29 protein-coding genes and 1 other RNA gene are annotated in these 22835 nt (G+C 62.3%); 15 read left to right on the top strand and 15 right to left on the bottom strand.

Annotated features, from left to right (window positions below):
- Positions 1-21: 21 nt before the first annotated feature.
- From pheS to QM694_RS14535, 6 genes are all read right to left on the bottom strand, one after another.
- On the bottom strand, positions 22-1095 hold the full coding sequence (gene pheS / locus QM694_RS14560; RefSeq protein ID WP_415007642.1) for a phenylalanine--tRNA ligase subunit alpha: 1074 nt from the start codon (positions 1093-1095) through the stop codon (positions 22-24).
- A 93-nt stretch (positions 1096-1188) separates the two neighbouring features.
- A complete protein-coding gene (gene rplT / locus QM694_RS14555; protein WP_415007641.1) occupies positions 1189-1542 on the bottom strand; it encodes a 50S ribosomal protein L20 in 354 nt (117 codons plus the stop codon).
- Between the two features lie 16 nt (positions 1543-1558).
- Entirely contained in the window at positions 1559-1762 is a 204-nt protein-coding gene (gene rpmI / locus QM694_RS14550) for a 50S ribosomal protein L35 (RefSeq protein ID WP_415007640.1), read from the bottom strand.
- A gap of 290 nt (positions 1763-2052) precedes the next feature.
- Complete coding sequence (gene infC / locus QM694_RS14545) at positions 2053-2607, bottom strand: translation initiation factor IF-3 (protein ID WP_415008641.1); 555 nt, start codon at positions 2605-2607, stop codon at positions 2053-2055.
- Positions 2608-2728: 121 nt separating this feature from the next.
- Entirely contained in the window at positions 2729-3733 is a 1005-nt protein-coding gene (locus QM694_RS14540) for a P1 family peptidase (RefSeq protein ID WP_415007639.1), read from the bottom strand.
- Complete coding sequence (locus QM694_RS14535; protein WP_415007638.1) at positions 3734-5221, bottom strand: ATP-binding protein; 1488 nt, start codon at positions 5219-5221, stop codon at positions 3734-3736.
- 263 nt (positions 5222-5484) lie between these two features.
- Here QM694_RS14535 and rpmH point away from each other — a divergent pair, with 263 nt between their 5' ends.
- The 6 genes from rpmH to QM694_RS14505 all read left to right on the top strand — a co-directional run bounded on the left by rpmH (position 5485) and on the right by QM694_RS14505 (position 10059).
- Entirely contained in the window at positions 5485-5619 is a 135-nt protein-coding gene (rpmH, locus tag QM694_RS14530) for a 50S ribosomal protein L34 (protein WP_111198758.1), read from the top strand.
- 19 nt (positions 5620-5638) lie between these two features.
- Positions 5639-5995, top strand: coding sequence for a ribonuclease P protein component (gene rnpA, locus QM694_RS14525; protein ID WP_415007637.1), 357 nt, complete (start codon positions 5639-5641; stop codon positions 5993-5995).
- Positions 5992-7779 (top strand): membrane protein insertase YidC, encoded by a 1788-nt coding sequence (yidC, locus tag QM694_RS14520; RefSeq protein ID WP_415007636.1) that lies wholly within the window; start codon positions 5992-5994, stop codon positions 7777-7779. The genes rnpA and yidC overlap by 4 nt, the downstream gene beginning before the upstream one ends.
- Positions 7776-8408, top strand: a complete 633-nt coding sequence (yihA, locus tag QM694_RS14515; RefSeq protein ID WP_415007635.1) for a ribosome biogenesis GTP-binding protein YihA/YsxC — start codon at positions 7776-7778, stop codon at positions 8406-8408. Before yidC ends, yihA begins: the two co-directional genes overlap by 4 nt.
- Positions 8409-8470: 62 nt before the next feature.
- A complete protein-coding gene (gene argB, locus QM694_RS14510) occupies positions 8471-9367 on the top strand; it encodes an acetylglutamate kinase (protein WP_415007634.1) in 897 nt (298 codons plus the stop codon).
- Positions 9364-10059 carry a pyrimidine 5'-nucleotidase gene (locus tag QM694_RS14505; protein WP_415007633.1) on the top strand — a complete coding sequence of 232 codons (696 nt, stop codon included), beginning with the start codon at positions 9364-9366 and terminating at the stop codon, positions 10057-10059. The genes argB and QM694_RS14505 overlap by 4 nt, the downstream gene beginning before the upstream one ends.
- 427 nt (positions 10060-10486) lie before the next feature.
- Here QM694_RS14505 and QM694_RS14500 read toward each other — a convergent pair whose 3' ends face one another.
- The 4 genes from QM694_RS14500 to QM694_RS14485 are packed head-to-tail and all read right to left on the bottom strand — an operon-like array spanning position 10487 to position 13285.
- The gene (locus QM694_RS14500) at positions 10487-10855 is read right to left on the bottom strand and encodes a helix-turn-helix domain-containing protein (protein ID WP_415007632.1); all 369 of its coding nucleotides are present in this window, start codon (positions 10853-10855) and stop codon (positions 10487-10489) included.
- Entirely contained in the window at positions 10852-11412 is a 561-nt protein-coding gene (locus QM694_RS14495; RefSeq protein ID WP_415007631.1) for a Smr/MutS family protein, read from the bottom strand. Before QM694_RS14495 ends, QM694_RS14500 begins: the two co-directional genes overlap by 4 nt.
- On the bottom strand, positions 11409-12575 hold the full coding sequence (locus tag QM694_RS14490; protein ID WP_415007630.1) for a murein transglycosylase A: 1167 nt from the start codon (positions 12573-12575) through the stop codon (positions 11409-11411). The genes QM694_RS14495 and QM694_RS14490 overlap by 4 nt, the downstream gene beginning before the upstream one ends.
- Positions 12572-13285, bottom strand: a complete 714-nt coding sequence (locus tag QM694_RS14485) for a Tim44/TimA family putative adaptor protein (protein ID WP_415007629.1) — start codon at positions 13283-13285, stop codon at positions 12572-12574. Before QM694_RS14485 ends, QM694_RS14490 begins: the two co-directional genes overlap by 4 nt.
- Before the next feature lie 121 nt (positions 13286-13406).
- Here QM694_RS14485 and QM694_RS14480 point away from each other — a divergent pair, with 121 nt between their 5' ends.
- From QM694_RS14480 to dapE, 5 genes are all read left to right on the top strand, one after another.
- The gene (locus QM694_RS14480; protein WP_415007628.1) at positions 13407-13847 is read left to right on the top strand and encodes an FxsA family protein; all 441 of its coding nucleotides are present in this window, start codon (positions 13407-13409) and stop codon (positions 13845-13847) included.
- 128 nt (positions 13848-13975) lie between these two features.
- Positions 13976-14473: a protein-export chaperone SecB gene (secB, locus tag QM694_RS14475; RefSeq protein ID WP_415008640.1), complete on the top strand. Its 498-nt coding sequence runs from the start codon at positions 13976-13978 to the stop codon at positions 14471-14473.
- Between the two features lie 16 nt (positions 14474-14489).
- A complete protein-coding gene (dapD, locus tag QM694_RS14470; protein ID WP_415007627.1) occupies positions 14490-15326 on the top strand; it encodes a 2,3,4,5-tetrahydropyridine-2,6-dicarboxylate N-succinyltransferase in 837 nt (278 codons plus the stop codon).
- 81 nt (positions 15327-15407) lie between these two features.
- Positions 15408-15809, top strand: coding sequence for a DUF805 domain-containing protein (locus QM694_RS14465; RefSeq protein WP_415007626.1), 402 nt, complete (start codon positions 15408-15410; stop codon positions 15807-15809).
- 66 nt (positions 15810-15875) lie between these two features.
- The gene (gene dapE / locus QM694_RS14460; RefSeq protein ID WP_415007625.1) at positions 15876-17051 is read left to right on the top strand and encodes a succinyl-diaminopimelate desuccinylase; all 1176 of its coding nucleotides are present in this window, start codon (positions 15876-15878) and stop codon (positions 17049-17051) included.
- Here dapE and truA read toward each other — a convergent pair.
- The 4 genes from truA to QM694_RS14440 are packed head-to-tail and all read right to left on the bottom strand — an operon-like array spanning position 17035 to position 19652.
- Positions 17035-17772 (bottom strand): tRNA pseudouridine(38-40) synthase TruA, encoded by a 738-nt coding sequence (gene truA / locus QM694_RS14455; RefSeq protein WP_415007624.1) that lies wholly within the window; start codon positions 17770-17772, stop codon positions 17035-17037. The two genes, dapE and truA, sit on opposite strands and share 17 nt — an antisense overlap.
- A complete protein-coding gene (gene fmt / locus QM694_RS14450; protein WP_415007623.1) occupies positions 17772-18674 on the bottom strand; it encodes a methionyl-tRNA formyltransferase in 903 nt (300 codons plus the stop codon). Before fmt ends, truA begins: the two co-directional genes overlap by 1 nt.
- Positions 18675-18678: 4 nt before the next feature.
- Positions 18679-19194, bottom strand: a complete 516-nt coding sequence (def, locus tag QM694_RS14445) for a peptide deformylase (protein ID WP_415007622.1) — start codon at positions 19192-19194, stop codon at positions 18679-18681.
- A gap of 47 nt (positions 19195-19241) precedes the next feature.
- Positions 19242-19652 (bottom strand): hypothetical protein, encoded by a 411-nt coding sequence (locus tag QM694_RS14440; protein ID WP_415007621.1) that lies wholly within the window; start codon positions 19650-19652, stop codon positions 19242-19244.
- 120 nt (positions 19653-19772) lie between these two features.
- Here QM694_RS14440 and ffs point away from each other — a divergent pair.
- The 4 genes from ffs to recR all read left to right on the top strand — a co-directional run bounded on the left by ffs (position 19773) and on the right by recR (position 22518).
- Positions 19773-19869, top strand: an RNA gene (gene ffs / locus QM694_RS14435) — signal recognition particle sRNA small type.
- Positions 19870-19893: 24 nt separating this feature from the next.
- Positions 19894-21606 (top strand): DNA polymerase III subunit gamma/tau, encoded by a 1713-nt coding sequence (locus QM694_RS14430; RefSeq protein ID WP_415007620.1) that lies wholly within the window; start codon positions 19894-19896, stop codon positions 21604-21606.
- A complete protein-coding gene (locus tag QM694_RS14425; protein WP_415007619.1) occupies positions 21590-21913 on the top strand; it encodes a YbaB/EbfC family nucleoid-associated protein in 324 nt (107 codons plus the stop codon). Before QM694_RS14430 ends, QM694_RS14425 begins: the two co-directional genes overlap by 17 nt.
- Positions 21913-22518, top strand: coding sequence for a recombination mediator RecR (recR, locus tag QM694_RS14420; protein WP_415007618.1), 606 nt, complete (start codon positions 21913-21915; stop codon positions 22516-22518). The genes QM694_RS14425 and recR overlap by 1 nt, the downstream gene beginning before the upstream one ends.
- Before the next feature lie 33 nt (positions 22519-22551).
- Here the strand turns inward: recR and QM694_RS14415 are convergent, their stop codons facing one another.
- Entirely contained in the window at positions 22552-22740 is a 189-nt protein-coding gene (locus QM694_RS14415) for a hypothetical protein (RefSeq protein WP_415007617.1), read from the bottom strand.
- Positions 22741-22835 lie beyond the last annotated feature (95 nt).

Here is a 22835-nt window from a genome sequence, read left to right as displayed (position 1 = left end):
CCCGCAAGCGGGAGAGGACATTCACGACAACCCTCCCACCAGCGTCGGCACCTGCAGGGCGCGGAAGCCGTAATGCCTCAGCCAGCGGAGATCGGCCTCGAAGAAGGCGCGCAAATCGGGGATGCCGTATTTCAGCATGGCGATGCGGTCGAGGCCCATGCCGAAGGCATAGCCCTGCACATGATCGGGATCGAGGCCGCCAGCGCGGATCACATTGGGATGCACCATGCCGGAGCCCAGGATCTCGAGCCATGAATTGCCCTGGCCGATCTTCACCTGGCCGCCTTCCCACGAGCAGTTGATGTCCACTTCCATCGATGGCTCGGTGAAAGGGAAGTGCGAGGCGCGGAAGCGCATCTTCACGTCATCCACCTCGAAGAAGCTCCGGCAGAATTCGGTGAGCACCCATTTGAGATTGCCGAGATGCGTCGTGCCGTCGAGCACCAGCCCCTCGATCTGGTTGAACATCGGCGTATGCGTCATGTCCGAGTCGCAGCGGTAGGTGCGGCCCGGCGCGATGATGCGGATGGGCGGCTTCGACGACAGCATGGTGCGGATCTGCACCGGGCTCGTGTGGGTGCGCAGCACCATGCGCGAGCCATCGGGCTTCTCGTTGAAATAGAACGTGTCGTGTTCCTGCCGTGCGGGATGTTCGGGCGGAATGTTCAGCGCCGTGAAGTTGTGGAAGTCATCCTCGATGTGCGGGCCCTCCGCCACCGAGAAGCCGAGGTCGCCGAAAATCTGCACCACCTCTTCCCACACCTGAGACACGGGATGCACCGTGCCCTGAGCTTGCGGGCGGACGGGAAGCGTCACATCGATCTTCTCGGAGGCGAGGCGCTGCTCCAGCGCCTGTTCCTGCAGATAGGTCTTGCGCACCGAGATGGCCTCGGCCACGCGGTCCTTCAGCACGTTCAGCGCCGCGCCCGCTTCCTTGCGCTCCTCGGGGCTCATGGCGCCCAGCGATTTCATGCGCTCGGAGATCGAGCCCTTCTTGCCAAGTGCTGAAACGCGCACGGCCTCCAGCTGCGGCTCGTCGGCGGCGGCAGCCACCTCAGCCAGAATCTCCTGCGCGAGCGTTGACAAACTCATCATGTCCTCGGGGATTGAAAAGGCCGGGCGCAAGGTGCGTTGTGACACCTGTTGCGGCCCGGCCAGGAAGATCGGAACGTGTAACGATACCAGCCCTTACTGGGCGGCCTTCGCCTTCTCGACGAGAGCGGAGAAGCCTGCGGGATCGTTCACGGCGAGATCGGCGAGAACCTTACGGTCCACTTCGATTCCGGCCTTGCCGAGCCCGAAGATAAATCGGCCATAGGTCAGGCCCTGCTCGCGGGTGGCGGCATTGATGCGCTGGATCCAGAGAGCGCGGAAATTGCGCTTCTTGGTGCGGCGGTCACGATAGGCATATTGCTCCGCCTTCTCCACCGCCTGCACGGCGACGCGGAAAATGTTCTTGCGGCGGCTGAAATAGCCCTTGGCGGCCTTGATGACCTTCTTGTGCGATTTGCGGGCGACGGTGCCGCCCTTTGAACGTGGCATGTCTCAAGCCTCCCAGTTACTTGGCAACGTATGGCATGTGGATCTTCACCAGGCGTTCGTCGCCCGGCGCCAGAACCATCGTGCCGCGCTGGTTGCGGATCTGCTTGTTGGTGCGCTTGATCATGCCATGGCGCTTGCCGGCCTGACCCGCCTTGAGCTTGCCGGAAGCGGTCACCTTGAACCGCTTCTTGGCCGAGGACTTGGTCTTCATCTTGGGCATTTTGGCTTATCCTTTCAAAGCATAACGAAGCCGCCATGGCATGCCCTTTACAGGCCAGGCGGCTTGGAACGGCGGGGTTTAAGCAAACTCCGGCGGGAAATGCAAGGTGGGCACCCCACTTTCCGTCATTCCCGCGACGGCGGGAATCCCGCTTCTTTATCACGCACCTTGCCGCCTGAAAGCGGGGCTTCCGCCGTCGCGGGAGGGACGGCGGAAGGGTTGGCAAAATCCGGTGCGCACAAAAAAGGCGGCAGGTTCGCTGCCGCCTTCAACCTCAAACAAACCGCCCCTCACCTCGGCGCCAGCACCATGACGATCTGGCGGCCTTCGAAGCGGGGTTCGGATTCGACCTTGGCGGCTTCCGCCGTGTCGGCCTTCACCCTGTTCAGCAATTGCTGGCCCAGTTCCTGGTGGGCCATTTCGCGGCCACGGAAGCGCAGGGTGATCTTCACCTTGTCGCCTTCCTCGAAGAACCGCCGGATCGCCTTCATCTTCACGTCGTAATCGTGATCGTCGATCATCGGGCGCATCTTGATCTCCTTGATCTCGATGACCTTCTGGTTCTTGCGGGCCTCGTTGGCCTTTTTCTGTTCCTGATATTTGAACTTGCCGTAGTCGAGAATCTTGGCGACCGGCGGCTTGGCGTCGGGCGAAACCTCGACCAGATCGAGATTGGCCTCCTCGGCCATCATCATCGCCTGGCGGATCGGCACGACGCCGATGTTCTGTCCGTCAGCACCGATGAGGCGCACTTCGCGCGCGTCGATGCGGTGGTTGATCCTGTGTCCTTCTTCCTTTTGCGGGGGGGCGGCTCCGCGGCTTAACGTTGGCCTCCTGGGGGGTATGCTCAAGTGTAGGTCTTCTCCTGTTGCGGGCGGGCGGACTCAATCTCCGCCGCCTCTGGTTTGCGCACGCCATAGACATTGAAATCGCCCCTGCCGTCAAGCGGCGTCCGGGGGCTTTTGATTAACGCTGTGCAAGGCTGCGGTAGCTGGTGAGGGCGCCGATGGCTTGAGCCTCCCATATGGCCCGGCCGATGGCGCGTGCAAGGGTTGTTGCCGCCGCCGCCCCCAGCCTGGCCAGCATCAGCGCCCGGTCGCCTTCGATCACCCGTTGCGCCGTCGAGATGGCGAAGACGCTGTCGCCGTCGAAGGGCGTGTGGGCGGGGCGGATGGCAATGCCAAACCCGTCCGCCGCCATGATGGCCAGCCGCTTGGCTTCGGATTTGGTGAGCGTGGCGTCGGTTGCCACCGCCGCGATGGTGGTGTTGGCCCCGGGGCGCGCCGCCGCCATCAGGGCATCGAGCTTGCTGCGGTGGATGGCAGGCGGGATGCCGGCGAGCGGCGTGACAGGTCCCATCTCGTCATTTTCCGCATGGTCAATGGCCCACAGAAGCCCGGTGCGCGGATTGATGCAGGAGCCCAAGCTGTTGACCGCCACGATGGCCCCCACCGTGAAGCCTTCGATCGTGGCAGACGCGCTGCCGAGGCCGCCCTTCAGCGCGCCAGCCGTCGCCCCCATGCCCGCCCCGGCATTGCCGAGCCTCATATCCTTGCCCACGCGGGCGAAGGCCTCGCGCGCCAGCCTGCGGTAGGGCGGCTCCTCTCCCCACGCCTTGTTGCCGCCATTCATCAGGTCGAACAGCACGGCGGCGGGCACCACCGGGCAGGGCCACGCCTGATCGCCGAATTTGAAGCCTAAGCCCTTACGGGCCAGCAGCACGGCAAGTTCCGATGCGGCGTCGAGGCCGAACACCGATCCTCCCGTCAGCACCAGCCCATGCACCTGCTCGACGAGGTTTTCCGGCTTCAGCGCCTCCGTCTCGCGGGTGCCCGGCGCCCCGCCCCGGATATCGCAGGCCATCACCATTGCCCCCACATCGGGAAGAAGAATGGTGGTGCCCGTCACGCCCGCTGCATCCTCCGCCTGCCCCACGGAAAGCCCCGGCACATCGGTAATGAGATTGCGCATCTAGGCCTCCGCGCGGCGCTCGCCGCGGCGGCCGCCGCGCAGTTCAGCCACCGTGTCGGGCACCGTCACCACGAAGGAAGTGCCATCGCTTCCGGTTGATTGCAGCATGATGTCGCCGCCATGGGCGCGCGCCAGTTCGGCGGCGATCGCCAGCCCCAGCCCGGTGCCGCCCGGCCTTGCGGCGCTCTGGAAGGCCTCGAACAGTTTCGGCCGCACGCGCTCGGGGATGCCCGGCCCATTGTCCTTCACCTCGATGGTGACGACCGAGCCCGAGCGGTTGCCCCTGATGGTGACAGCGCCCTCCTTCGCCGCCTCGCCATCGGCCTCTTTCGCTTCCAGCGCCTGAATGGCGTTCCGCAGCAAATTCGTCAGGATACGGATCAAATGTTCGCGGTCGGCGTCGATCATCAGGCTCGATGGCACGGTGTTGTAGATCACGATGTGGCTTGAGGCCTGCACCACCGCGCCGTCCACCACCTCTTCGGCGATGTCATGCAGCGGCAGCCGCTGGCGGTCGGGCGGGCTTTCCTGCGCCGAGCCGAATTTCAGCGTGCGGGTGAGGAAGTCGATGGCGCGGTCGAGCGAGTCGATGAGCTTGGGCGTGAAGCGCTTCACCGTCGGGTCTTCCACCATGCCCAGGCGGTCGGAGATCAGATGCGCCGAGGTCAGCATGTTGCGCAAATCATGGCTCACCTTGGACACGGCGAGGCCCAGCGCCGCCAGCCGGTTCTTCTGCTGCAGCATGGCGAGGAGTTCCGTCTGCATGTCGTGCAGCTCATGTTCGGCGATGCCGATTTCATCCCGGCGGTTCGAGGGCTGGATGATGCGCTTGGGGTCTTCCGGATTCATGCCGAAGGCCACCATGGTGTCGGTCAGCCGCTTCATCGGGCGCACCAGCACGCGGTTCAGCACCGCGAAGACGAGGCCCGCCACCAGCAGCGACAGCAGCACCGAGACGATCAGGATATTGAACGCGAAGCTATACATCGCCTTCTGCAGCGGCTGCTCGTCGAGCGCCACCTCGATCAGGTCACCCGACATGTTGGGCGGCTTGTCGGTGATGCTGATGATGCGCGGCTCCCCGGCCATCATCGCCATGAAGGCATCGGCGATGTCGGGCAGCAGCATGGAATTGCGGAGATCATAGCTGGCGTCGATCATCTGGTCGCCGTCACTCCGGAGCACCAGTTGCCGCCGGCCTTCCTTGGTGAGCGAGACGACCCGCACCCCCGCGCCATTCAGGATTTCGGTGCGGAGGTCATTGGAGAGGATGCGGTCGGGCGCCGCTTCGGCGGCAAGGGCTGCGATCTCGGCCTGGGCGATCCGGCCTTTCAGCCACTGGATGCGGTAATTGGCGATGGTGGGCAGGAAGATCAGCAATTCGCCGATCATCACGAAGGCCACCGTCAGGGCCAGCACCTTGCCCGACAGGCCGGTGAACAAACCCGGCCGCCAGCGCGCCGCCCCTTTTGTGCTGTCTTCCGCCATCCGGCTGTTCTAGCTGATTATTGCCGCCCTACCATGCCTAACGTGGGAAGCGGCCTTCAAGGTTGCAAAGGCCGGGATGAAATTTCCGCGCCGCCCTGCCCTGCCCGGCGGATCGTTGACTTTCCCGGCCATTTCCCGCATAAGCCCGGCCCAATTCCTGAAACCTCGGATAAAACCTTTCAGGGCGCGCCTCCCGGAGGTTCCCATCACTGGGCTATGTTCTTGAAAACATTGGCGCCTGAAGCAGAATACGGAGACTGAACGTGAAGCGCACCTACCAGCCCTCGAAACTCGTCCGCAAGCGCCGTCACGGCTTCCGCGCCCGCATGGCCACGGTCGGCGGCCGCAATGTCCTCGCCCGCCGCCGCGCCAAGGGCCGCAAGCGCCTCTCGGCCTAAGGGCCGGACGCCTTCTGACATGCAACGCCTCACGCGCCGGCAGGATTTCGTTGCCGCCGCCAAGGCGTCCTATGCGGCCATGCCCGGCATGGTGGTGCAGGCGCGCGACCGCGCCGATGAGCTTGAGGCCCGTGTCGGCTTTACCGCCACCAAAAAGCTTGGCAATGCCGTGGTGAGAAACCGCATCAAGCGCCGCCTGCGCGAAATCGCCCGGCTCTATCTCACGCAAGACGCGCGCCCCGGTTACGATTATGTGCTGATCGGCCGGTCTCCGGCGCTCACGCGGCCTTTCGCCGATCTCCATAAAGACCTCATTTCCGCCTTGAAGCGACTGCACCGCGGGCCACATGTGCCCTCCGACAAGGGACGCCCATGAACTACGACAGCAAGAATTTCATCCTCGCCATCGTTCTCTCCATGGCCATCATTTTCGGCTGGCAGTATTTCTATGCGGGGCCGCAGGCGGAGAAGCAGGCGAAGCTGGCAGAACAGCATCAGGCCAACACCGCCACGCCGTCCGCGGGCCAAGCCACCGCCACGGGTCAGGTGCCCGGCGCCACGGCCACCAATGTCAAGGCGCGCGACGAGGTTCTCACCGCCACCCAGCGCCTTCCCATCCAGAGCGATTATGTGACGGGCTCGATCAATCTGCAGGGCGCGCAGATCGATGACCTTCATCTGGTGAAGTACCAGGAAACCATTGACCCCAAGAGCCCCACCATCACCTGGCTGTCGCCCTCGGGCACCGCAGGCGCGCTGTTCGCCGAACAGGGCGTGGTGCCCGCCGATGGCGCGAAGGTGAAGGTTCCCGATTCCAAGACGGTGTGGACCGCCCCGGCCGGTGCCGTCCTGTCACAGGGAAAGCCCGTGACGCTGACGTGGGACAATGGCGAAGGCCTTGTCTTCAACCGCACCATCACGCTTGATGACGAATATCTCTTCACCATCTCGCAGAGCATCACCAACAACTCGCAGGCCGAAGTGAAGCTCCTGCCCTACGCGCGCATCCAGCGCCAGGACGTGCCGCATATTTCGGGCTATTGGGTCTTCTATGAAGGCATGCTCGGCGTCTCGGGCTCAAGCCTCACGGAAGTGAAATACAAGGACGCCATCGGCGCGGCGGAACCCACCAAGGTCGAAGGCACCGGCGGCTGGGCCGGCTTCACCGACAAATACTGGGCGGCGGCGATGATCCCCGACCAGACGCGCGACGTGGTGACCACCTACACGCACCAGAACCAGAACGGCCGCGACATTTTCCAGACCGATTATCTCGCCAAGATTCCGCTCGCCATCGCGCCCGGCGCCACGGCGACCTCCACCGACATGCTGTTCGCGGGCGCCAAAGTGGTGAAAACCATCAACGCCATCGGCGAGAAATACAAGATCGACCGCTTCGACCTGATGATCGACTGGGGCTGGTTCTATTTCCTCACCAAGCCGATGTTCTATCTCCTCGAGTGGCTCAAAAACCTGTTCGGCAGCTTCGCCCTCGCCATTCTGGCGGCCACTGTGCTCGTCAAGCTGGCGGTGTTCCCGCTCGCCAACAAGTCCTATGCCTCGATGAGCAAGATGAAGAAGCTGCAGCCGGAAATGCAGAAGCTGAAGGAGCTTTATCCCGACGACCGGATGAAGCAGCAGCAGGGCATGATGGAGCTTTACAAGCGCGAGAAGGTATCGCCGCTGTCGGGCTGCCTGCCGCCGCTCGTGCAAGCGCCGATCTTCTTCTCGCTCTACAAGGTGATCCTCACCTCGATCGAGCTCCGCCACGCGCCGTTCTTCGGCTGGATTCACGATCTCTCGGCGCCCGATCCCACGAGCTTCGCCAATCTCTTCGGGCTTCTCCCCTTCACGCCGCCCGCCATGCTGATGATTGGCGCATGGCCGCTCATCATGGGCATCACCATGTGGGTGCAGATGCGGCTGAACCCCACGCCGCCCGATCCGGTGCAGGCCAGCCTCTTCAACTGGATGCCGGTGATGTTCACCTTCATGCTCGGCACCTTCCCGGTGGGCCTCGTCATCTACTGGGCATGGAGCAACACGCTGTCGATCATCCAGCAGAGCTTCATCATGAAGCGCCATGGCACGCCCGTCGATCTCTTCGGCAACATCAAGGGCAGCCTGCCGGGCTTCAAGAAGAAACCCGAGACGCCGTGAGCGCGGAGTTCACCACAGACCAGATCGATGCGGGCCGCCGGCTGTTCGGCGGCCCGAGCCTTTTCATGCTGGGCGTCGCCAAGCTGGAGCAGCTGCCCGAGGTGAAGGGCGTCGAGATCGCCTTCGCCGGGCGCTCCAATGTCGGCAAGTCCTCGCTCATCAATGCGCTGACCGGCGTCAAGGATCTGGCGCGCGCCTCCAACACGCCGGGGCGGACGCGCGAGCTCAACTTCTTCAACATCGCCGACCGCCTCACGCTGGTTGATATGCCAGGCTATGGCTATGCGAAGGCGTCAAAGAAAGAGGTCAAGCAATGGCAGGCGGTGCTGCGCGGCTATCTGCGCGGCCGCCCCGGCCTCACCCGCGCCTTCGTGCTGATCGACTCGCGCCATGGCGTGCTCGACGCCGACCGCGAGACGTTTGAGCTTCTCAACGAAAGCGCCGTGGCCTTCCAGCTCGTCCTCACCAAGACCGACAAGATCAAGCCCGCCGAACTCGACAAGGTGAAGGCGGAGACGGAAGCCGAAGCGAAAAAGCAGGCCGCCGCCTTCCCCTTGATCCACGCCACCTCCAGCGACAAGGGCTGGGGCCTGCCGGAACTCCGCGCCAGAATCGCCGACCTCCTGTAATAGGCTTGGCACATCCCGCCAATAACGATATGGCAGCCACATCCTCACCGGACACATCATCCATGACCGATCTTTCCAGCACCGAGACGGCCCGCATCCTTTCCGAGGCGCTGCCCTTCCTGCAGCGTTATGACGACCAGATCATCGTGGTGAAATATGGCGGCCACGCCATGGTGGACCCGGCGCTGGCGCAGCAATTCGCGCGCGACATGGTGATGCTCAAGGTCTGCGGCCTCAATCCCATCGTGGTGCATGGCGGCGGCCCGCAGATCAACAAAATGCTCGACAAGCTCGCCGTCAAGGCCACCTTCCGCGAGGGCCTCAGGGTCACCGATCCCGAAACCATGAGCGTCGTCGAAATGGTGCTGGCGGGCTCCATTAACAAATCCATCGTCGCCTCGATCCAGCAGGCGGGCGGCCGGGCGGTCGGCATTTCCGGCAAGGACGGCAACCTGCTGGTGGCCGAGCGTTACGTGAAGCGCAAGACCGATCCCGCCACCGGCAAGGTGGAGGAGATCGACTTCGGCTTCGTGGGCGAACCGGCGCGCGTCAACACCGAAATCCTGAACGTCATCATGAAGAGCGACGCCATTCCGGTCATCGCCCCCATCGGCGTGGGCTGGGAGGGCGAGACCTTCAACGTCAACGCCGATACGGCGGCGGGCGCCATCGCCACCGCCACCCAGGCCAAGCGCCTGTTGCTCCTCACCGACGTGGCGGGCGTGCTCGACAAGGACAAGAACCTCATCAGTGAACTGAAGATCGGCGACATCCCCGCCCTCATCGAAAACGGCACCATCACCGGCGGCATGATACCCAAGGTCGAAAGCGCCGTGGCGGTAGTCGAATCGGGCGTCGAGGGCGTCATCATTCTCGATGGCCGGGTGCCGCATTCGGTGCTGCTCGAACTGCTCACGCCCCACGGCGTCGGCACGCGCGTTTCGCGGATGGGCGTATGAGGGGATTTTCCCACGTCGACACCTGGGTGTTCGATCTCGACAACACGCTTTATCCCGCTTCCTGCCGCCTGTTCGACCAGATCGACGTCAGGATGGGCGAGTTCGTATCACGCCTGCTCGGCACATCCTACGAGGACGCGAAAAAATATCAGAAGACGCTGTTCCACAAATACGGCACGACGCTCCGTGGGCTGATGGTCGATCACGGCGTCAACCCCGATGGCTTCCTCGACTATGTGCATGACATCGACCACACACCGGTGCCCGCCAACACGCGGATGGACGCAGCACTTCATGCGCTGCCCGGCCGCAAGCTGATCTTCACCAACGGCACGGTGGCGCATGCGGAGAAAGTGCTGGCGCGTCTCGGCATCACCCATCATTTCGGCGACATCTTCGACATCGTGCATTCGGACTTCATCCCCAAGCCCGAACGCCCGCCCTACGCCAAGTTCATCGCCCAGACCGGCATCACCCCGCAGAACTCCGCCATGTTCGAGGACATCGCCCGCAACCTCGAAGCCCCGCACGCGCTGGGCATGACCACCGTTCTCGTGACCTCGCCCGAAAACCACGACGCGCAGATCGTCAATTCAACGAGCGGCGGCATCGCGCAGCCGCATATCCATCACGTCACCGATGACTTGACCGGATTTCTGGAAAACATCGTCAAAAGCCGGAGCGGGTCCTGAACTTTTCCGTCTTCGCCCCGCGAACGGGGAGAGGACGGCCTTCCTTCTCCCTCCTCGCGTTGAGGGCCGGGGTGGGGCGGCGAGGTAGAGGATCATTCTGAACCTCTCACACACCTGTCATTCCGGCGAACGCCGGAAGCCAGACGTTCAACCCGCACGCTTCCGGCCAAGTCTGGGTCCCGGCTTACCGCCGGGATGACAAAGAGAGGGACTCGTCTCGCGTCCTCGGCCTGCGCCAGCGGAGGCGGCGGCGAAATTGACAGAGTCAATTTGGATGGCCTCAATTTGGCAACTTAAATGCAGCTTACACCTACGAAAAAAACACCCCGCACCAACCATTTTCACACCAAAACGCATCAAAAATCGTGCAAAAACAGGCCTAGGAAATGTTTCACACGAAACATCGTTCCGCAATTTTTCCGATGCCTCAGGGCGATTTTTTCCGCTTCGTTTCCAGCACCGCCAGCAGTTCGCCTAGCGCAGCGTCATCCAGCCGGTGAATGTCATCGGCCAGCCGGTTGGCGAGTTCGGTGGCCTGCGGCGACAAGCCCGCCGTGTCGATGGTGATCCGGGGGTGCGAGATGCGCGCCAGCCGCACCACCTCCTCGGCCTCGTCCCAGATGATGTTGAAATAGGCGAGGATGCGCTGGATCAGGTGCCAGCCGGGCCTTCCGCGCTTGCCATGTTCCAGCGCCGAGAGATAGGCGGGCGACACGCCCAAAGCCTCGGCCATATCCTTGAGGCTCACATGGCGCTCCTCCCTGAGCTTCCGCATCCGCTCGCCGAAGGGCGTCATCGCGCCCGCCTCAGCCGCACATAGAAGGCCCCGCCGCCGCCATGCCGGGGATGGGCCGGCTGGAAGCCCGACACCAGCGCGCGGAATTCGCTTTCATGCAGCCAGTCCGGCACCAGCCGCCGGAGCCGCCCCAGCCGTTCCGGCGAATGAAAATGCCCCGCCCCATGCAAGGTATGGCGCGAAAAGGGAGATTCGCCCTTGCCGGTGATCACCAGCACGGTGCGGGCACCTTCCGCATGCGCCTCGCGCAGGAAGCCCATCAGATGCACCCGCGCCATCTCGATGCCGATGCCGTGGAGGTCCAGCCGCCGCTCGATCTCCACGTTGCCGCGCGTCATCTTCTGCGTGGTGCGCCGGTCGAAGCCCGAAAGCGGCGGCGGTGAAGCAGGATGAACCGGCGTCCGCACCTTCACCTCGGCCGCGGGAGCGGGAGGAGCCGCCTTTTTTGGCAGCGGCTTCACAGCCGTCACCGCCTTGGCGGCCCTTGTCTTCCGCAACGGCTTCACCGAGCGCGCCACCTCGTCCCACAGCTCGAAATCCGGCGGCTTGCGGCTCATGGGCGGGCCAGAAGCCTCGCCGCCAGCGGTTTGGGCAGCAGTACGGTGAAGGTGCCGGGGCTTTTCATCAGCCCCGCCGTCTCCGCCGCATGTTCCCCAGCGCCCCAGAACACATCCCCCCGCGCATGGCCCCTGATGGCCGTGCCGGTATCCTGCGCGATCAAGAGATGATGGAAAGATTCAAGAGCGCCGCTCTTGCCCGATGGCGTCTGGGTTTCAAGAAACACCGGCGCTCCGAACATCCACAGGCTGCGGTCAACCGCAAGGCTGCGGCGCGGGGTCAGGGCAACACCCTGTGCGCCCGGCGGCCCCAGCTTTGGATCATCGCCATCCACCTCGCGGAAGAACACGAAAGACTTGTTCTCCCACATCAATTGCCGCGCCGCCTGATCGTCTTTCGCCATCCAGGCCCTAAGCGCCTGCATCGACATCTCCTCACGGTTGAACACGCCACGTTCCACCAGAACGCCGCCGATCGCCGTATAGGGCTGGCCTGTCTTGCCCGCATAGGCGAGATGGATCACCGACCCATCCTCAAGCCGGATACGCCCCGACCCCTGCACCTGAATGAAGAAGGCATCCACAAAGGATGAAAGCCACACGATTTCCAGTCCCCGGCCCTGCAGCGCGCCCTGCTCGATCTCCCGGCGGGTGAAATAGCCCTGCGGGGCTCCATCCGCCACGCGGCCATATTTGAGGCCAAGCCGTTTCTGCGCTGCCTCATCCAGCATCACGAGATCGGCTGGCTTGCGGTAGATGGCGGCGGGAAAGCGTGCCGAAGGAGTCCGGCTGCCCAGCGCCTCTGGCTCATAATAGCCGGTGAACAGCCCTTCGGGCCTCAGCGGGTCATGCACCCGCAGCGCCTGAAACCGTGTCTCGAAAAACCCCTTCGCATCTGCAGCCATCATGGCGGCCTCGCATGCGGGTAGCCAGTCGGCGCGCTCACCGCCAAATGCCACCGGCCTTGAGAAGGCTCTCCCGCTGTCGATGATCTCGCGGCAGGAGCGGCGGAAGGCGGCAAGGGCCTCGGCGTGATTGTCTTCAGCCCAGCCATGTAGCTGGGTGAAAGGAACGGCCTCGAGAATCGGCGGGGAAGCGGCGCGCATGTCCTTGCGCATGGCCCACAGTGCCGCCGGAGACAAGAGGAGAGAGCGACGCTTCACGCCGGGCTTTGCGTCGCCGTCAGCTTCCAGTTGGGATCGGCGGAGGTGACGTCGCGCGCGAAAGTCCAGATATCGTCCACGGTGCGGATCGCCTTTTCGTCACCTTCGACCAGCGATCCGTCACGGGCCTTGGTGGCGGAAATGATCTCGCTTTCAAACTCAACCGTCAGCAGCGCACGCTTGCCCTGAACATCGGCAGACGCAAGGTTAGCCTTGTTGATTCCCACGAAGCGCTGTTCCACCTTGTGCCCCTGCGCCGCCCGCGCATCAATGGCGGAAGCAAAGCTCGCGAAGACATCAGGGGCCAGCAAGTCTTTCAGCGTTGCCTTGTCGCCGGAAGCAAAGCTTTCAATGATCGCCTCATAGGCAGCCTTGGCACCGGCCAGAAACGGCTTGGGGGCAAAGCTCTTGTCGGCGGCCGCAAGCTTTTCCAGACCCAGCGCCAGCGGAGAACCTTCCGGAGCATAGCCCGTCCACACGGGCGCAGCCGGTTCAGGCGGCGGAAGCGCGGGTGCTTCGACCGCCCCGCCATCGCGCGGCGGCAGCTGGATCACCGTGCCATTGCCAGTCTCGGGCTTTTCGCGCCTTGCCGTATAGGGATCGAACGGCGGCCTCTCGCTGCCCGTCCGCGTGCCCAGAACGCCGCGCAACCGCCAGAAAATGAAGATGGCGATGGCCAGCAGCAGCAGGTTGAGCGGGTCGAGAAGCATGATCCTCCAGTCGGAAAGCATCGGCGCGCCATGGTGCGGCGCGAAACCTCGCCCTATATATAGGCCGCGAGGCTTCCAAGTCCATCAAAAGGGAGCCGGAAAGGTAACCCTGCTGCGTTTCATGCCCTTGCTGGTCCTGCTCGGCTTTTTCCTCGAACTCGGTGTGATGATCGAGGTGGGCCGGTGGATCGGCGTGATTCCGGTTCTGCTGCTCATCATTGCGGGTTTCACCATCGGCGGCGCGCTCATCAAGCAGGCGGGGATCGGCATGTTCCAGCGCCTCCGGCGGCCTGAACTGGCGCAGGGTTTCACGTCGCGCGATGCCGCTTCGCATTTCCTGCTGATGCTGGCAGGCCTTCTTTTCATCCTGCCGGGCTTCGTGTCGGATGTCCTGGGCTTGCTGCTTCTGATAAAACCGTTGCGTGACCATCTGGCCGCCCGCCTCATGCCGAAGATCGAGATCAAGGGCGCAGCCTGGCCGCAAGACCCACAGTCCAGGGGGCCGGTGATCGAGGGCGAAGCGGTGGTGATCGAAGGCGAAATCCTGCCGCCGGAGCGCTGAGCCTTTCCTTGCGGGGGGCTGCCCCCCGTGTTACGAGCCAGCCGATTCACAACGAGGCATGCCCCATGGCCAAATCATCCAAGTCAACTCCCGCCAAGCCAGCAAAGGCCGCTGCCGCCGCTCCGGCTGTGGCACCCGCCCCGGCGGAGACTATCGAGATTCCGGCGGCGGAGCCGGGCGCCCAGCCCTTCCTGCGCATCCTCGGCCAATACCTCAAGGACTTGAGCTTCGAGAACCCGAATGCGCCGCAATCTCTGGCGCCGCAAACCACCCAGCCCGACATCAATGTCTCGGTGAATGTCAACGCCCGCAACCTCGCGCCCAATGACTACGAGGTGGAGTTGCAGCTCGAGGCCAAGGCCATGGCGCAGGGCAAGGTGATGTTCGCGGCGGAAGTACGCTATGCAGGCGCGTTCCGGCTGGAAAATTTCCCCCAGCAGCTGACCCATGCCGCCGTTCTCATCGAATGCCCGCGCATGTTGTTCCCTTTCGCGCGGCAAATCCTCGCCGAGGCGACCCGCAATGGCGGCTTCCCTCCGCTGATGCTGGATCCCATTGATTTCGCCGCCATGTATCAGCAGCGCATCAAGGCCCAGCAGGGTGCCGCGCCCAATCTCACGAACTGAACGCCCAGGATCGTCAATGAGCAATCTGCAGCCGGTGATCGAACAGGCCTGGGAAGGCCGCGACAAGGTCAATCTCCAGACCACGGGCGACGTCCGCGACGCCGTCAACGAGGCGCTAAACCTCCTCGACAGCGGCAAGGCGCGGGTCGCCGAGAAGGTGAACGGCGAGTGGCAGGTCAACCAGTGGCTCAAGAAAGCCGTGCTGCTGTCATTCCGCCTGAACGACATGGCGATGATTTCCGGCGGCCCCGGCGGATCGGCCTGGTGGGATAAAGTGCCATCCAAGTTCGACAATTGGGGCGAGACGGAGTTCCGCGCCGCTGGCTTCCGCTCGGTGCCCAACTGCATCGTGCGCAAATCCGCCTATATCGCGCCGGGCGCCATCCTCATGCCGTCTTTCGTCAATCTCGGGGCCTATGTGGATACCGGCACCATGGTGGATACATGGGTTACCGTTGGCTCCTGCGCGCAGATCGGCAAGAATGTGCATCTCTCAGGCGGCGTCGGTATCGGCGGAGTGTTAGAGCCGATGCAGGCAGGCCCGACCATCATCGAGGACAATTGCTTCATTGGCGCCCGCTCGGAAATCGTCGAAGGCGTGGTTGTCGGCGAAGGATCGGTGATCTCCATGGGCGTGTTCATCGGCCAGTCCACCAAGATCATCGAGCGCGACACGGGCAAGGTCCACATGGGCCGCGTGCCGCCCTATTCGGTGGTCGTGTCAGGCTCCCTGCCGCAGAAACCCTATGCCGACGGCACGCCGTCGCCCTCCCTTTACTGCGCGGTAATCGTCAAGCGCGTGGATGAGAAAACCCGCTCCAAGACGTCGATCAACGACCTTCTGCGTGATTGAAGTCTTCCCTTCGCACCCGCTTTGGAGAATATTCCCCTTGGGGGCTGTTCCGATTCACCAAAGAGCGGGAGGGCATATGGCATGAGCAGAGATTTGTTTTTGTCGTTTGAAGGCCGTATTGGCCGGCAAGCGTTCTGGCTGGGATTGATAGCGTTATTGGTTATCGAATGGATCGTGTTTTTCCTGGTCCTGACACTGTTTGGCGGCAGCTTGACTGTCGCAGTAGATGGCGGCGACTCGCAGGCGGCGATGGCCGCCATGTATAGCCTGACGGGACCTGCCGCTCTTGTGTCCCTGATCTTTCTGTGGCCTGCACTCGCGATTCAGATCAAGCGCTGGCACGACAGGAACAAGTCAGGCTGGTGGGTTCTGATTGCCTTTCTTCCGATTATCGGGGGGCTTTGGGTCCTGATTGAATGCGGCTTCCTGCGGGGAACGGTTGGTCCCAATGCATACGGGCCCGATCCTGTTGCGGCGGGATGAGGTGAGTTGCACTTTTGTGAGCCCGGCCCTGTGGCCGGGCTTTTTGTTTGCCGCTATCATCCTGGCATGACGAAAAACACTTCCACCGATCCCGTTCCACTTTTGCAGGACCTTGTCCGTTGCCGTTCCGTGACGCCCGATGAAGGCGGTGCACTCACGCTTCTGGAGAATCTCCTGTCGACGCATGGCTTCACCTGTCACCGGCTGATCTTCAAGGCGGAGGGGACGCCGGATGTGGAAAATCTGTTCGCCCGCATCGGCACCACCGGTCCGCATCTTTGTTTTGCCGGCCACACCGATGTCGTCCCGCCGGGGCGCGAGGAGGATTGGTCGCATCCGCCCTTCGCCGCCGATATAGACGGCGATTTTCTCTACGGCCGTGGCGCAACAGACATGAAAGGCTCGGTCGCGGCCTTCGCCGCCGCCGTGATTGATCACTTAAAAAGCACCGGCAAACCTGGGGGCTCGATGTCATTCCTTATCACGGGCGATGAGGAAGGCCCTGCCATCAACGGTACGGTGAAAGTGCTGGAGTGGATGAGGGCCAATGGCCATATGCCCGATCATTGCCTCGTCGGTGAACCAAGCTGCGTGGAGAAGCTGGGCGACACCATCAAGATCGGGCGGCGCGGCTCGCTGAGTTTCGTCGTCACGGCCGAGGGCAGGCAGGGCCATGTTGCCTATCCGCACAAGGCGGATAATCCCATTCCCAAGATGGCGCGATTGATCACCCGGATTTCGGAAGCCACACTCGACAGCGGCAATGCGCATTTTGATCCCTCCACACTGGCTGTCACCACCATCGATGTGGGAAACCCGGCAGGCAATGTGATCCCCTCACGCGTCACGGCAAAATTCAATATCCGTTTCAACACCGAGCATTCGCATCAGTCGTTGCGGGATTGGGTGTCGTCGGAAATTGAAGCTGTTAAGGCAGAGCAGGGCGGCATCTGGTCAGTGACATCACATGAAGGCGCCGACGCATTTTTGACAGAGCCCGGCGCGTTTGTCGGCCTTGTGCAGGATGCGGTGGCGCGGGAAACCGGCATCCTTCCCAGGCTTTCGACTTCTGGCGGGACATCGGATGCGCGCTTCATCAAGGACTATTGCCCAGTTCTTGAATTCGGCCCCACCAATGCCACCATCCACATGACGGACGAGCGCATTTCGGTGGAGGAACTGCGCGCCACAAAAGCCATTTATGGCGCGATCCTTGAGGCCTATTTCAATAATCAACCTTGAGAAGATAAAGTCCTTCGGGCGGCGACACCGGGCCGCAGCGCGCGCGGTCTTTCGCCACAAGCGCCGCCTTGACCTCTCGGGCCCTCCACTTTCCTTCTCCCACAAGCTTCAGCGTGCCAACCATGGAGCGTACCTGATTGTGCAGGAAAGAGCGCGCATCGGCGCGGATTTCAATCAGCTCGCCGTAGCGCGCCACATCCAGCCGGTCGAGTGTCTTGACGGGCGATTGCGCTTGGCATTGCGCAGCGCGAAAGGTGGTGAAATCATGCTTGCCAATGAGATGCTGCGCCGCCTCGTGCATCGCCCCAGCATCAAGGTCCATCGGCAACCACCACACCTTGCCCTTGTCGAGCGCTGGCGGGCTGCGGCGGTTAAGGATGCGATAGAGATAGTGTCGTCGCATTGCCGAGAAGCGGGCATGAAAATCTTCAGCGCATGGCACAGCTTCAAGCACGCTCACAGGATGGGGACGCACATTGGCATTGATTGCGTTCCTGAGCGTGAAAGGATCCCAGTTCTTGCTCAGGTCCACATGCGCTACCTGTGCCAGCGCATGCACGCCCGCATCGGTGCGCCCCGCCCCTTGAACGGTTGACGGCTGGCCATTGATGCGCGCCACGGCGGCTTCGAGAACACCCTGAACGGTTGACGCATCGGCTTGATATTGCCAGCCCGCGAAAGGCGCACCGTCATACTCAATGGTCAGCCTGAAACGCGGCATCAGATTTTTGTGCCAGCAGAGATTGGAAATCCGCGCAGGAAATCGCTTGCTTCCATAGCGCCTTTTCCCTCACGCTGCAGTTTCAGCAGGCGGATGGCGCCGGTACCGCACGACACCATCAGTCGATCATCGAGAAACTGCCCCGCCTCGCCATCGTGATCGACAGTTTCGCACAACAGCGCCTTGATGCGTGTGCCGTTCACCGTGAACCAAGCTCCCGGAAAGGGCGATAGCCCATGAATATGATTCCGGACCTCCGGGGCCGGGCGCATAAAATCGATCCGTGCCTCTGCCTTGTCGATCTTTTTGGCATAGGTCACGCCTTCTACAGGTTGCGGCACGCAATCGATAGTGTCGCGCGCCAGCACCTCCACCATCAAGTTTGCTCCGGCTGCCGCCAGCGTGTCATGCAGGTTGCCAGCAGTTGAAGTCGGCAGGATCGGCACATGTGCCGTTGCGCACATGGGCCCCGTGTCGAGTCCTTCTTCCATGCGCATGATGGTCACGCCGGTTTCCTTGTCACCCGACATGATGGCCCGTTGAATGGGGGCGGCCCCCCGCCAGCGCGGCAACAGCGAAGCATGCACGTTGAAGCAACCCAGCCTTGGCGCCTCGAGCACAGGCTTGGGCAGCAGCAATCCATACGCCACCACCACAGCGGCATCGGCCCCAAGCGAGGCAAACTTCTCCTGTTCAGCCCAACTCTTGAGCGACAACGGCGTTCTCATCTCAATCTTCTGAGTTTCGGCAAAAACCTGCACTGGCGAAGGCCGTTCCGCCATTCCACGGCCCGCAGGGCGCGGTGGCTGCGCGTAAACACAAACAATCTCGTGCCCCGCCGTCACCAGAGCCTTCAGTACTGTCACGGCGAAATCGGGCGTCCCCATGAAGACAAGGCGCATGGCGCTAGAGCTTGCCCAGCTTTTGCGCCTTGGCGAATTTCTTGATCACCCGCTCGCGTTTGAGCCGCGAGATATGATCGATGAACAGCACGCCATTCAGATGGTCGATCTCATGCTGCAGGCAGGTGGCAAGAAGGCCCGTCGCATGGAGTTCCTGCGCCTCGCCCTGCCAACCGACATAGCTGAGTTTGATCTCCGAAGGACGGCTTACCATTTCATAGAACTCGGGAATCGAGAGGCAGCCTTCTTCGTAATCGCTCTGCGCCTCGCTCGACCATGTGATGAGGGGGTTGGCAACGAACAGGGGTTTCCGCTCCTCGCCTTCCTTGGCGAGATCGACGATCAGCATGCGCGTGGGCACGCCTACCTGAACGGCGGCGAGGCCGATGCCCGGCGCATCATACATGGTTTCCAGCATGTCATCCCACAGCTTGCGCGCCTCGGAATCGACGCGCTCCACCGGCTTCGACACCTGCCGAAGCACAGGATCAGGCAAAGTAACAATATCGCGCAGGCTCATGGCCCGTCACATAGGCTGGCGGCGAAAATGCGTCAATCCAAGGGGGTTCAGTAAGTGGTCTCGACGTGCAGATGATCCTGGTCCAGGCACCACGGCCCATAGGGCGAATGCTTGTGCGCCACGGCGGCCACGGGCTTCTTCACAATCACCTTGGACGTATCCTTCACGGCCGGAGCTGTAGCGCTCACCCGGCGTTTCCAGACCTTCTTCTCGGAATAAACATAGGAATCGGCATGCCAGCGCGGGATGCCATACCAGTAACTTGGCGGTGGCGAGAGCGCGAGGTTCTGGCCCGGCACGTAATGCATGTAGGAGCGGCAGCGCAGATTGGCTTCATTGCAGGCTGTTTCCACGAGATAGGGCCGGCAGAACCGCCCGCAGTCATGGGCCAGGACAGGGGCCGCAAAACCCGTCACGCTCATCGCCGTTACCATCACGGAAAGAAGCTTTTTGCGCATCTGGGCCATCCCGCCTGTAAATCAGTTACCTCCGGCGGACTGTGCAGTGATTGCCGGGACTTGGCAAGCCAGCCCTGTTTTTTCTTGAGTTTCCGCCTGAGACCGCCGATATACCCATCGGGAGGTTGGCGGCGGACGTGCCGCTCGCCAACCGGGTCAGGTCCGGAAGGAAGCAGCCCCAACGAGTCCGGAACGGGTTGCCCGTCCAGCCTCCCACCTTTACATATGAGCCGGAACCGCCATGACTGAGATCAGCAGCGGCGCGAACGTTCCGGGATACCGCGTTCTCGCCCGTAAATACCGTCCCCGCACCTTTCCTGACCTGATTGGCCAGGAAGCGATGGTGCGCACACTCACCAATGCCTTCAGTCTCGGGCGCATCGCCCAGGGCTTCATGCTGACTGGTGTCCGGGGTATCGGCAAAACCACGACCGCGCGCCTGATCGCCCGCGCCATTAACTATCCCTCCCGGCCTACCGTCGATATGCCGGAGATGACGCCGCAATGTGAGGCGATCCTCGAATCCCGCCATATGGACGTGATCGAGATGGACGCCGCCTCAAACACCGGCGTCGACGATGTGCGCGAGATCATCGACAGCGTGCGCTATGCGCCCATCGAACTGCGCTACAAGGTCTATATCATCGACGAAGTGCACATGTTGTCCAAGAACGCCTTCAACGCGCTGTTGAAGACGCTCGAGGAGCCGCCGCCGCATGTGAAATTCATCTTTGCCACCACCGAGATCAACAAGGTTCCGGTGACCATCCTGTCGCGCTGCCAGCGTTTCGATCTCAAGCGCCTGGATGCGGCCGTTCTCGCAACCCACTATGCCGGCATTGCCGAAAAAGAAGGCGTTACCGCCGAGCCGGATGCCTTGGCGATGATTGCCCGCGCCGCCGAAGGATCGGTGCGCGATGGCCTGTCGCTTCTCGATCAGGCGATTGCCTATGGCAGCGATCAGGTGAAGGCCTCCGATGTTGCCGTCATGCTCGGCCAGATGGACCGCACACGCATCATCGATCTCTTCGATGCAGTAATGGCGGGCGATGCCGCGAAAGCTCTGGCCGAGATTGAGGACCAATATCGCAACAGCGGCGATCCGCGAACGATTTTGGCTGATGTTGCCGATTACGTGCACTGGGTCACCCGTCTCAAGGTGGTGAAGGGACAGGCGCTCTCCGACACTTCACGCACCGAAGTGGAAAAGACGCGCGGGCAGGATCATGCCGCACGCCTTGGCATGGCGCATCTGACGCGTGCTTGGTCCATGCTGCTGAAGGGCCTGCGCGAGGTCGAGTATCATTCCAATCCGTTGATGGCGGCAGAAATGCTGCTGATCCGCCTGGCCCATGCGGCTGACTTTCCGCCGGCGGAGGAATTGGTAAAATCAATCAAGCAATCCCCGCCGGCGGAACGTCTGGCGCCGCCACCCGCCGCCCAGCTTTTGAAACGCGATGATCCCATGCCGCCCACCCAGGGGCCGCTGGCGGTGAAATCGGTTCCGTCTCCATCTGCTCTGCCGCCTGTCATAACAGAGACACGGGCCTTTTCCAGTTTTACCGATCTCCTCGCGTTGGCGGGCGAAAAGCGTGACATCAAGCTGAAGTCTGATCTCGAGCGGCTTGTGAGGCCCATCCGCGTCAGTCCCGGTCAATTTGAGATGTCGCTGGAGCCTTCGGCTCCGCCCGGCCTCGCCAATGAGATTTCCCGCAAGCTTGAGGCCTTTACCGGTATGCGCTGGATGGTGCTGGTGGCGAAGGAAGGTGGTGACTTGCCGGTCGCCGCGCGCCAGCGCGAAACCCGCGACAGCCTCTTCCGCATGGCGCGCGAAAATCCGGATGTACAGGAGGCGCTCAAGCGCTTTCCCGGCGCTGAAATCCTGAATGTCCGTGCACCCGATAAATCCCTTGAACCCTTGAATATGAGTGAGCCCGATGAAGAATCTCGGTGAAATGATGAAGCAGGTGCAGGCCATGCAGGAGCGCATGGCCGAAATGCAGTCGAAACTCGATCAGACGGCCGTGGCCGGCCAGTCGGGCGGCGGGCTGGTCAAGGTCACGCTCAATGGCAAGGGCGCCATGGTGAGCGTTTCCATTGATCCCTCGCTGCTGAAGCCTGAAGAGAAGGAAATCGTCGAAGATCTCATCGCTGCCGCGCATGCCGATGCGAAGGGCAAGGCCGAAGCGATGATGGCCGATGAAATGAAATCTATGACGGGCGGCATCGCGCTGCCGCCGGGATTCAAGCTGCCCTTCTGATGGTCAAGCGCACCACTGGACCGGAAATCGAGCGGCTGATCCAGCTGCTGGCCAAGCTGCCGGGGCTTGGACCCCGCTCTGCCAGGCGCGCGGCCCTTCATCTCATCAAAAATCGCGAGCGGCTTCTGCATCCGCTTATGGTTGCCATGGAAGATGCGCACGACAAGGTCACCGTGTGCTCGCTCTGCGGTAATGTGGACACCATCGATCCGTGTACGCTCTGCACCGACCCCCGCCGTGACCGTTCGGTCATTTGTGTGGTCGAGGATGTTGGGGATCTCTGGGCGCTGGAACGTGCCAACGCGTGGAACGGCCTTTACCATGTTCTGGGGGGAACGCTGTCGGCCATCGAGGGTATTCGCCCGGAAGACCTTTCCATCGGGCAGTTGATCGAACGGGCTGCCGATGAGCAGGTGCAGGAGATCGTGCTGGCCGTAAATGCCACAATCGAGGGCCAGACGACGGCGCACTACATCATCGAACGGCTCAAGGGCCTGAATGTCGCCACCTCCCGTCTTGCGCATGGCGTTCCGGTGGGCGGTGAACTCGATTATCTCGACGAAGGCACGATTACCCAGGCCATGAAAGCGCGCCGCCCGTTCTGAGGCGGCGCGTCAAAATAAGTAAAGTCAAACAGGTTAAGAATGCGGCGTGGCGTCATCCGCACCGTGGCCATGCCGCACATGGCCCGCCGCATCATCAGCTCCGCGTCCATGCCGCTGGTGGCCCGCCGGATCGTCGGCACCTCTTTTTGCGAAGGCACTTGAGGCTGGAAGCGCCGCCATAACGGCAAGCGCAATCATGGCACAGGTGAATTTCGATTTCATGTGGTGCTCCTCTGTTGATTCCGCTGTTTCCTACGCCGGCGCAGCGTGTTCATTCCTGTCAGCGTGAAAGCATTTCTGCGTTGGCTCGGCCCTTG

The organism is Aestuariivirga sp. (assembly GCF_047602625.1).
Classification (GTDB): domain Bacteria; phylum Pseudomonadota; class Alphaproteobacteria; order Rhizobiales; family Aestuariivirgaceae; genus Aestuariivirga.
Note: the sequence above shows the minus strand (reverse complement) of the source record. Positions and strands in the feature narration are given on the sequence as shown.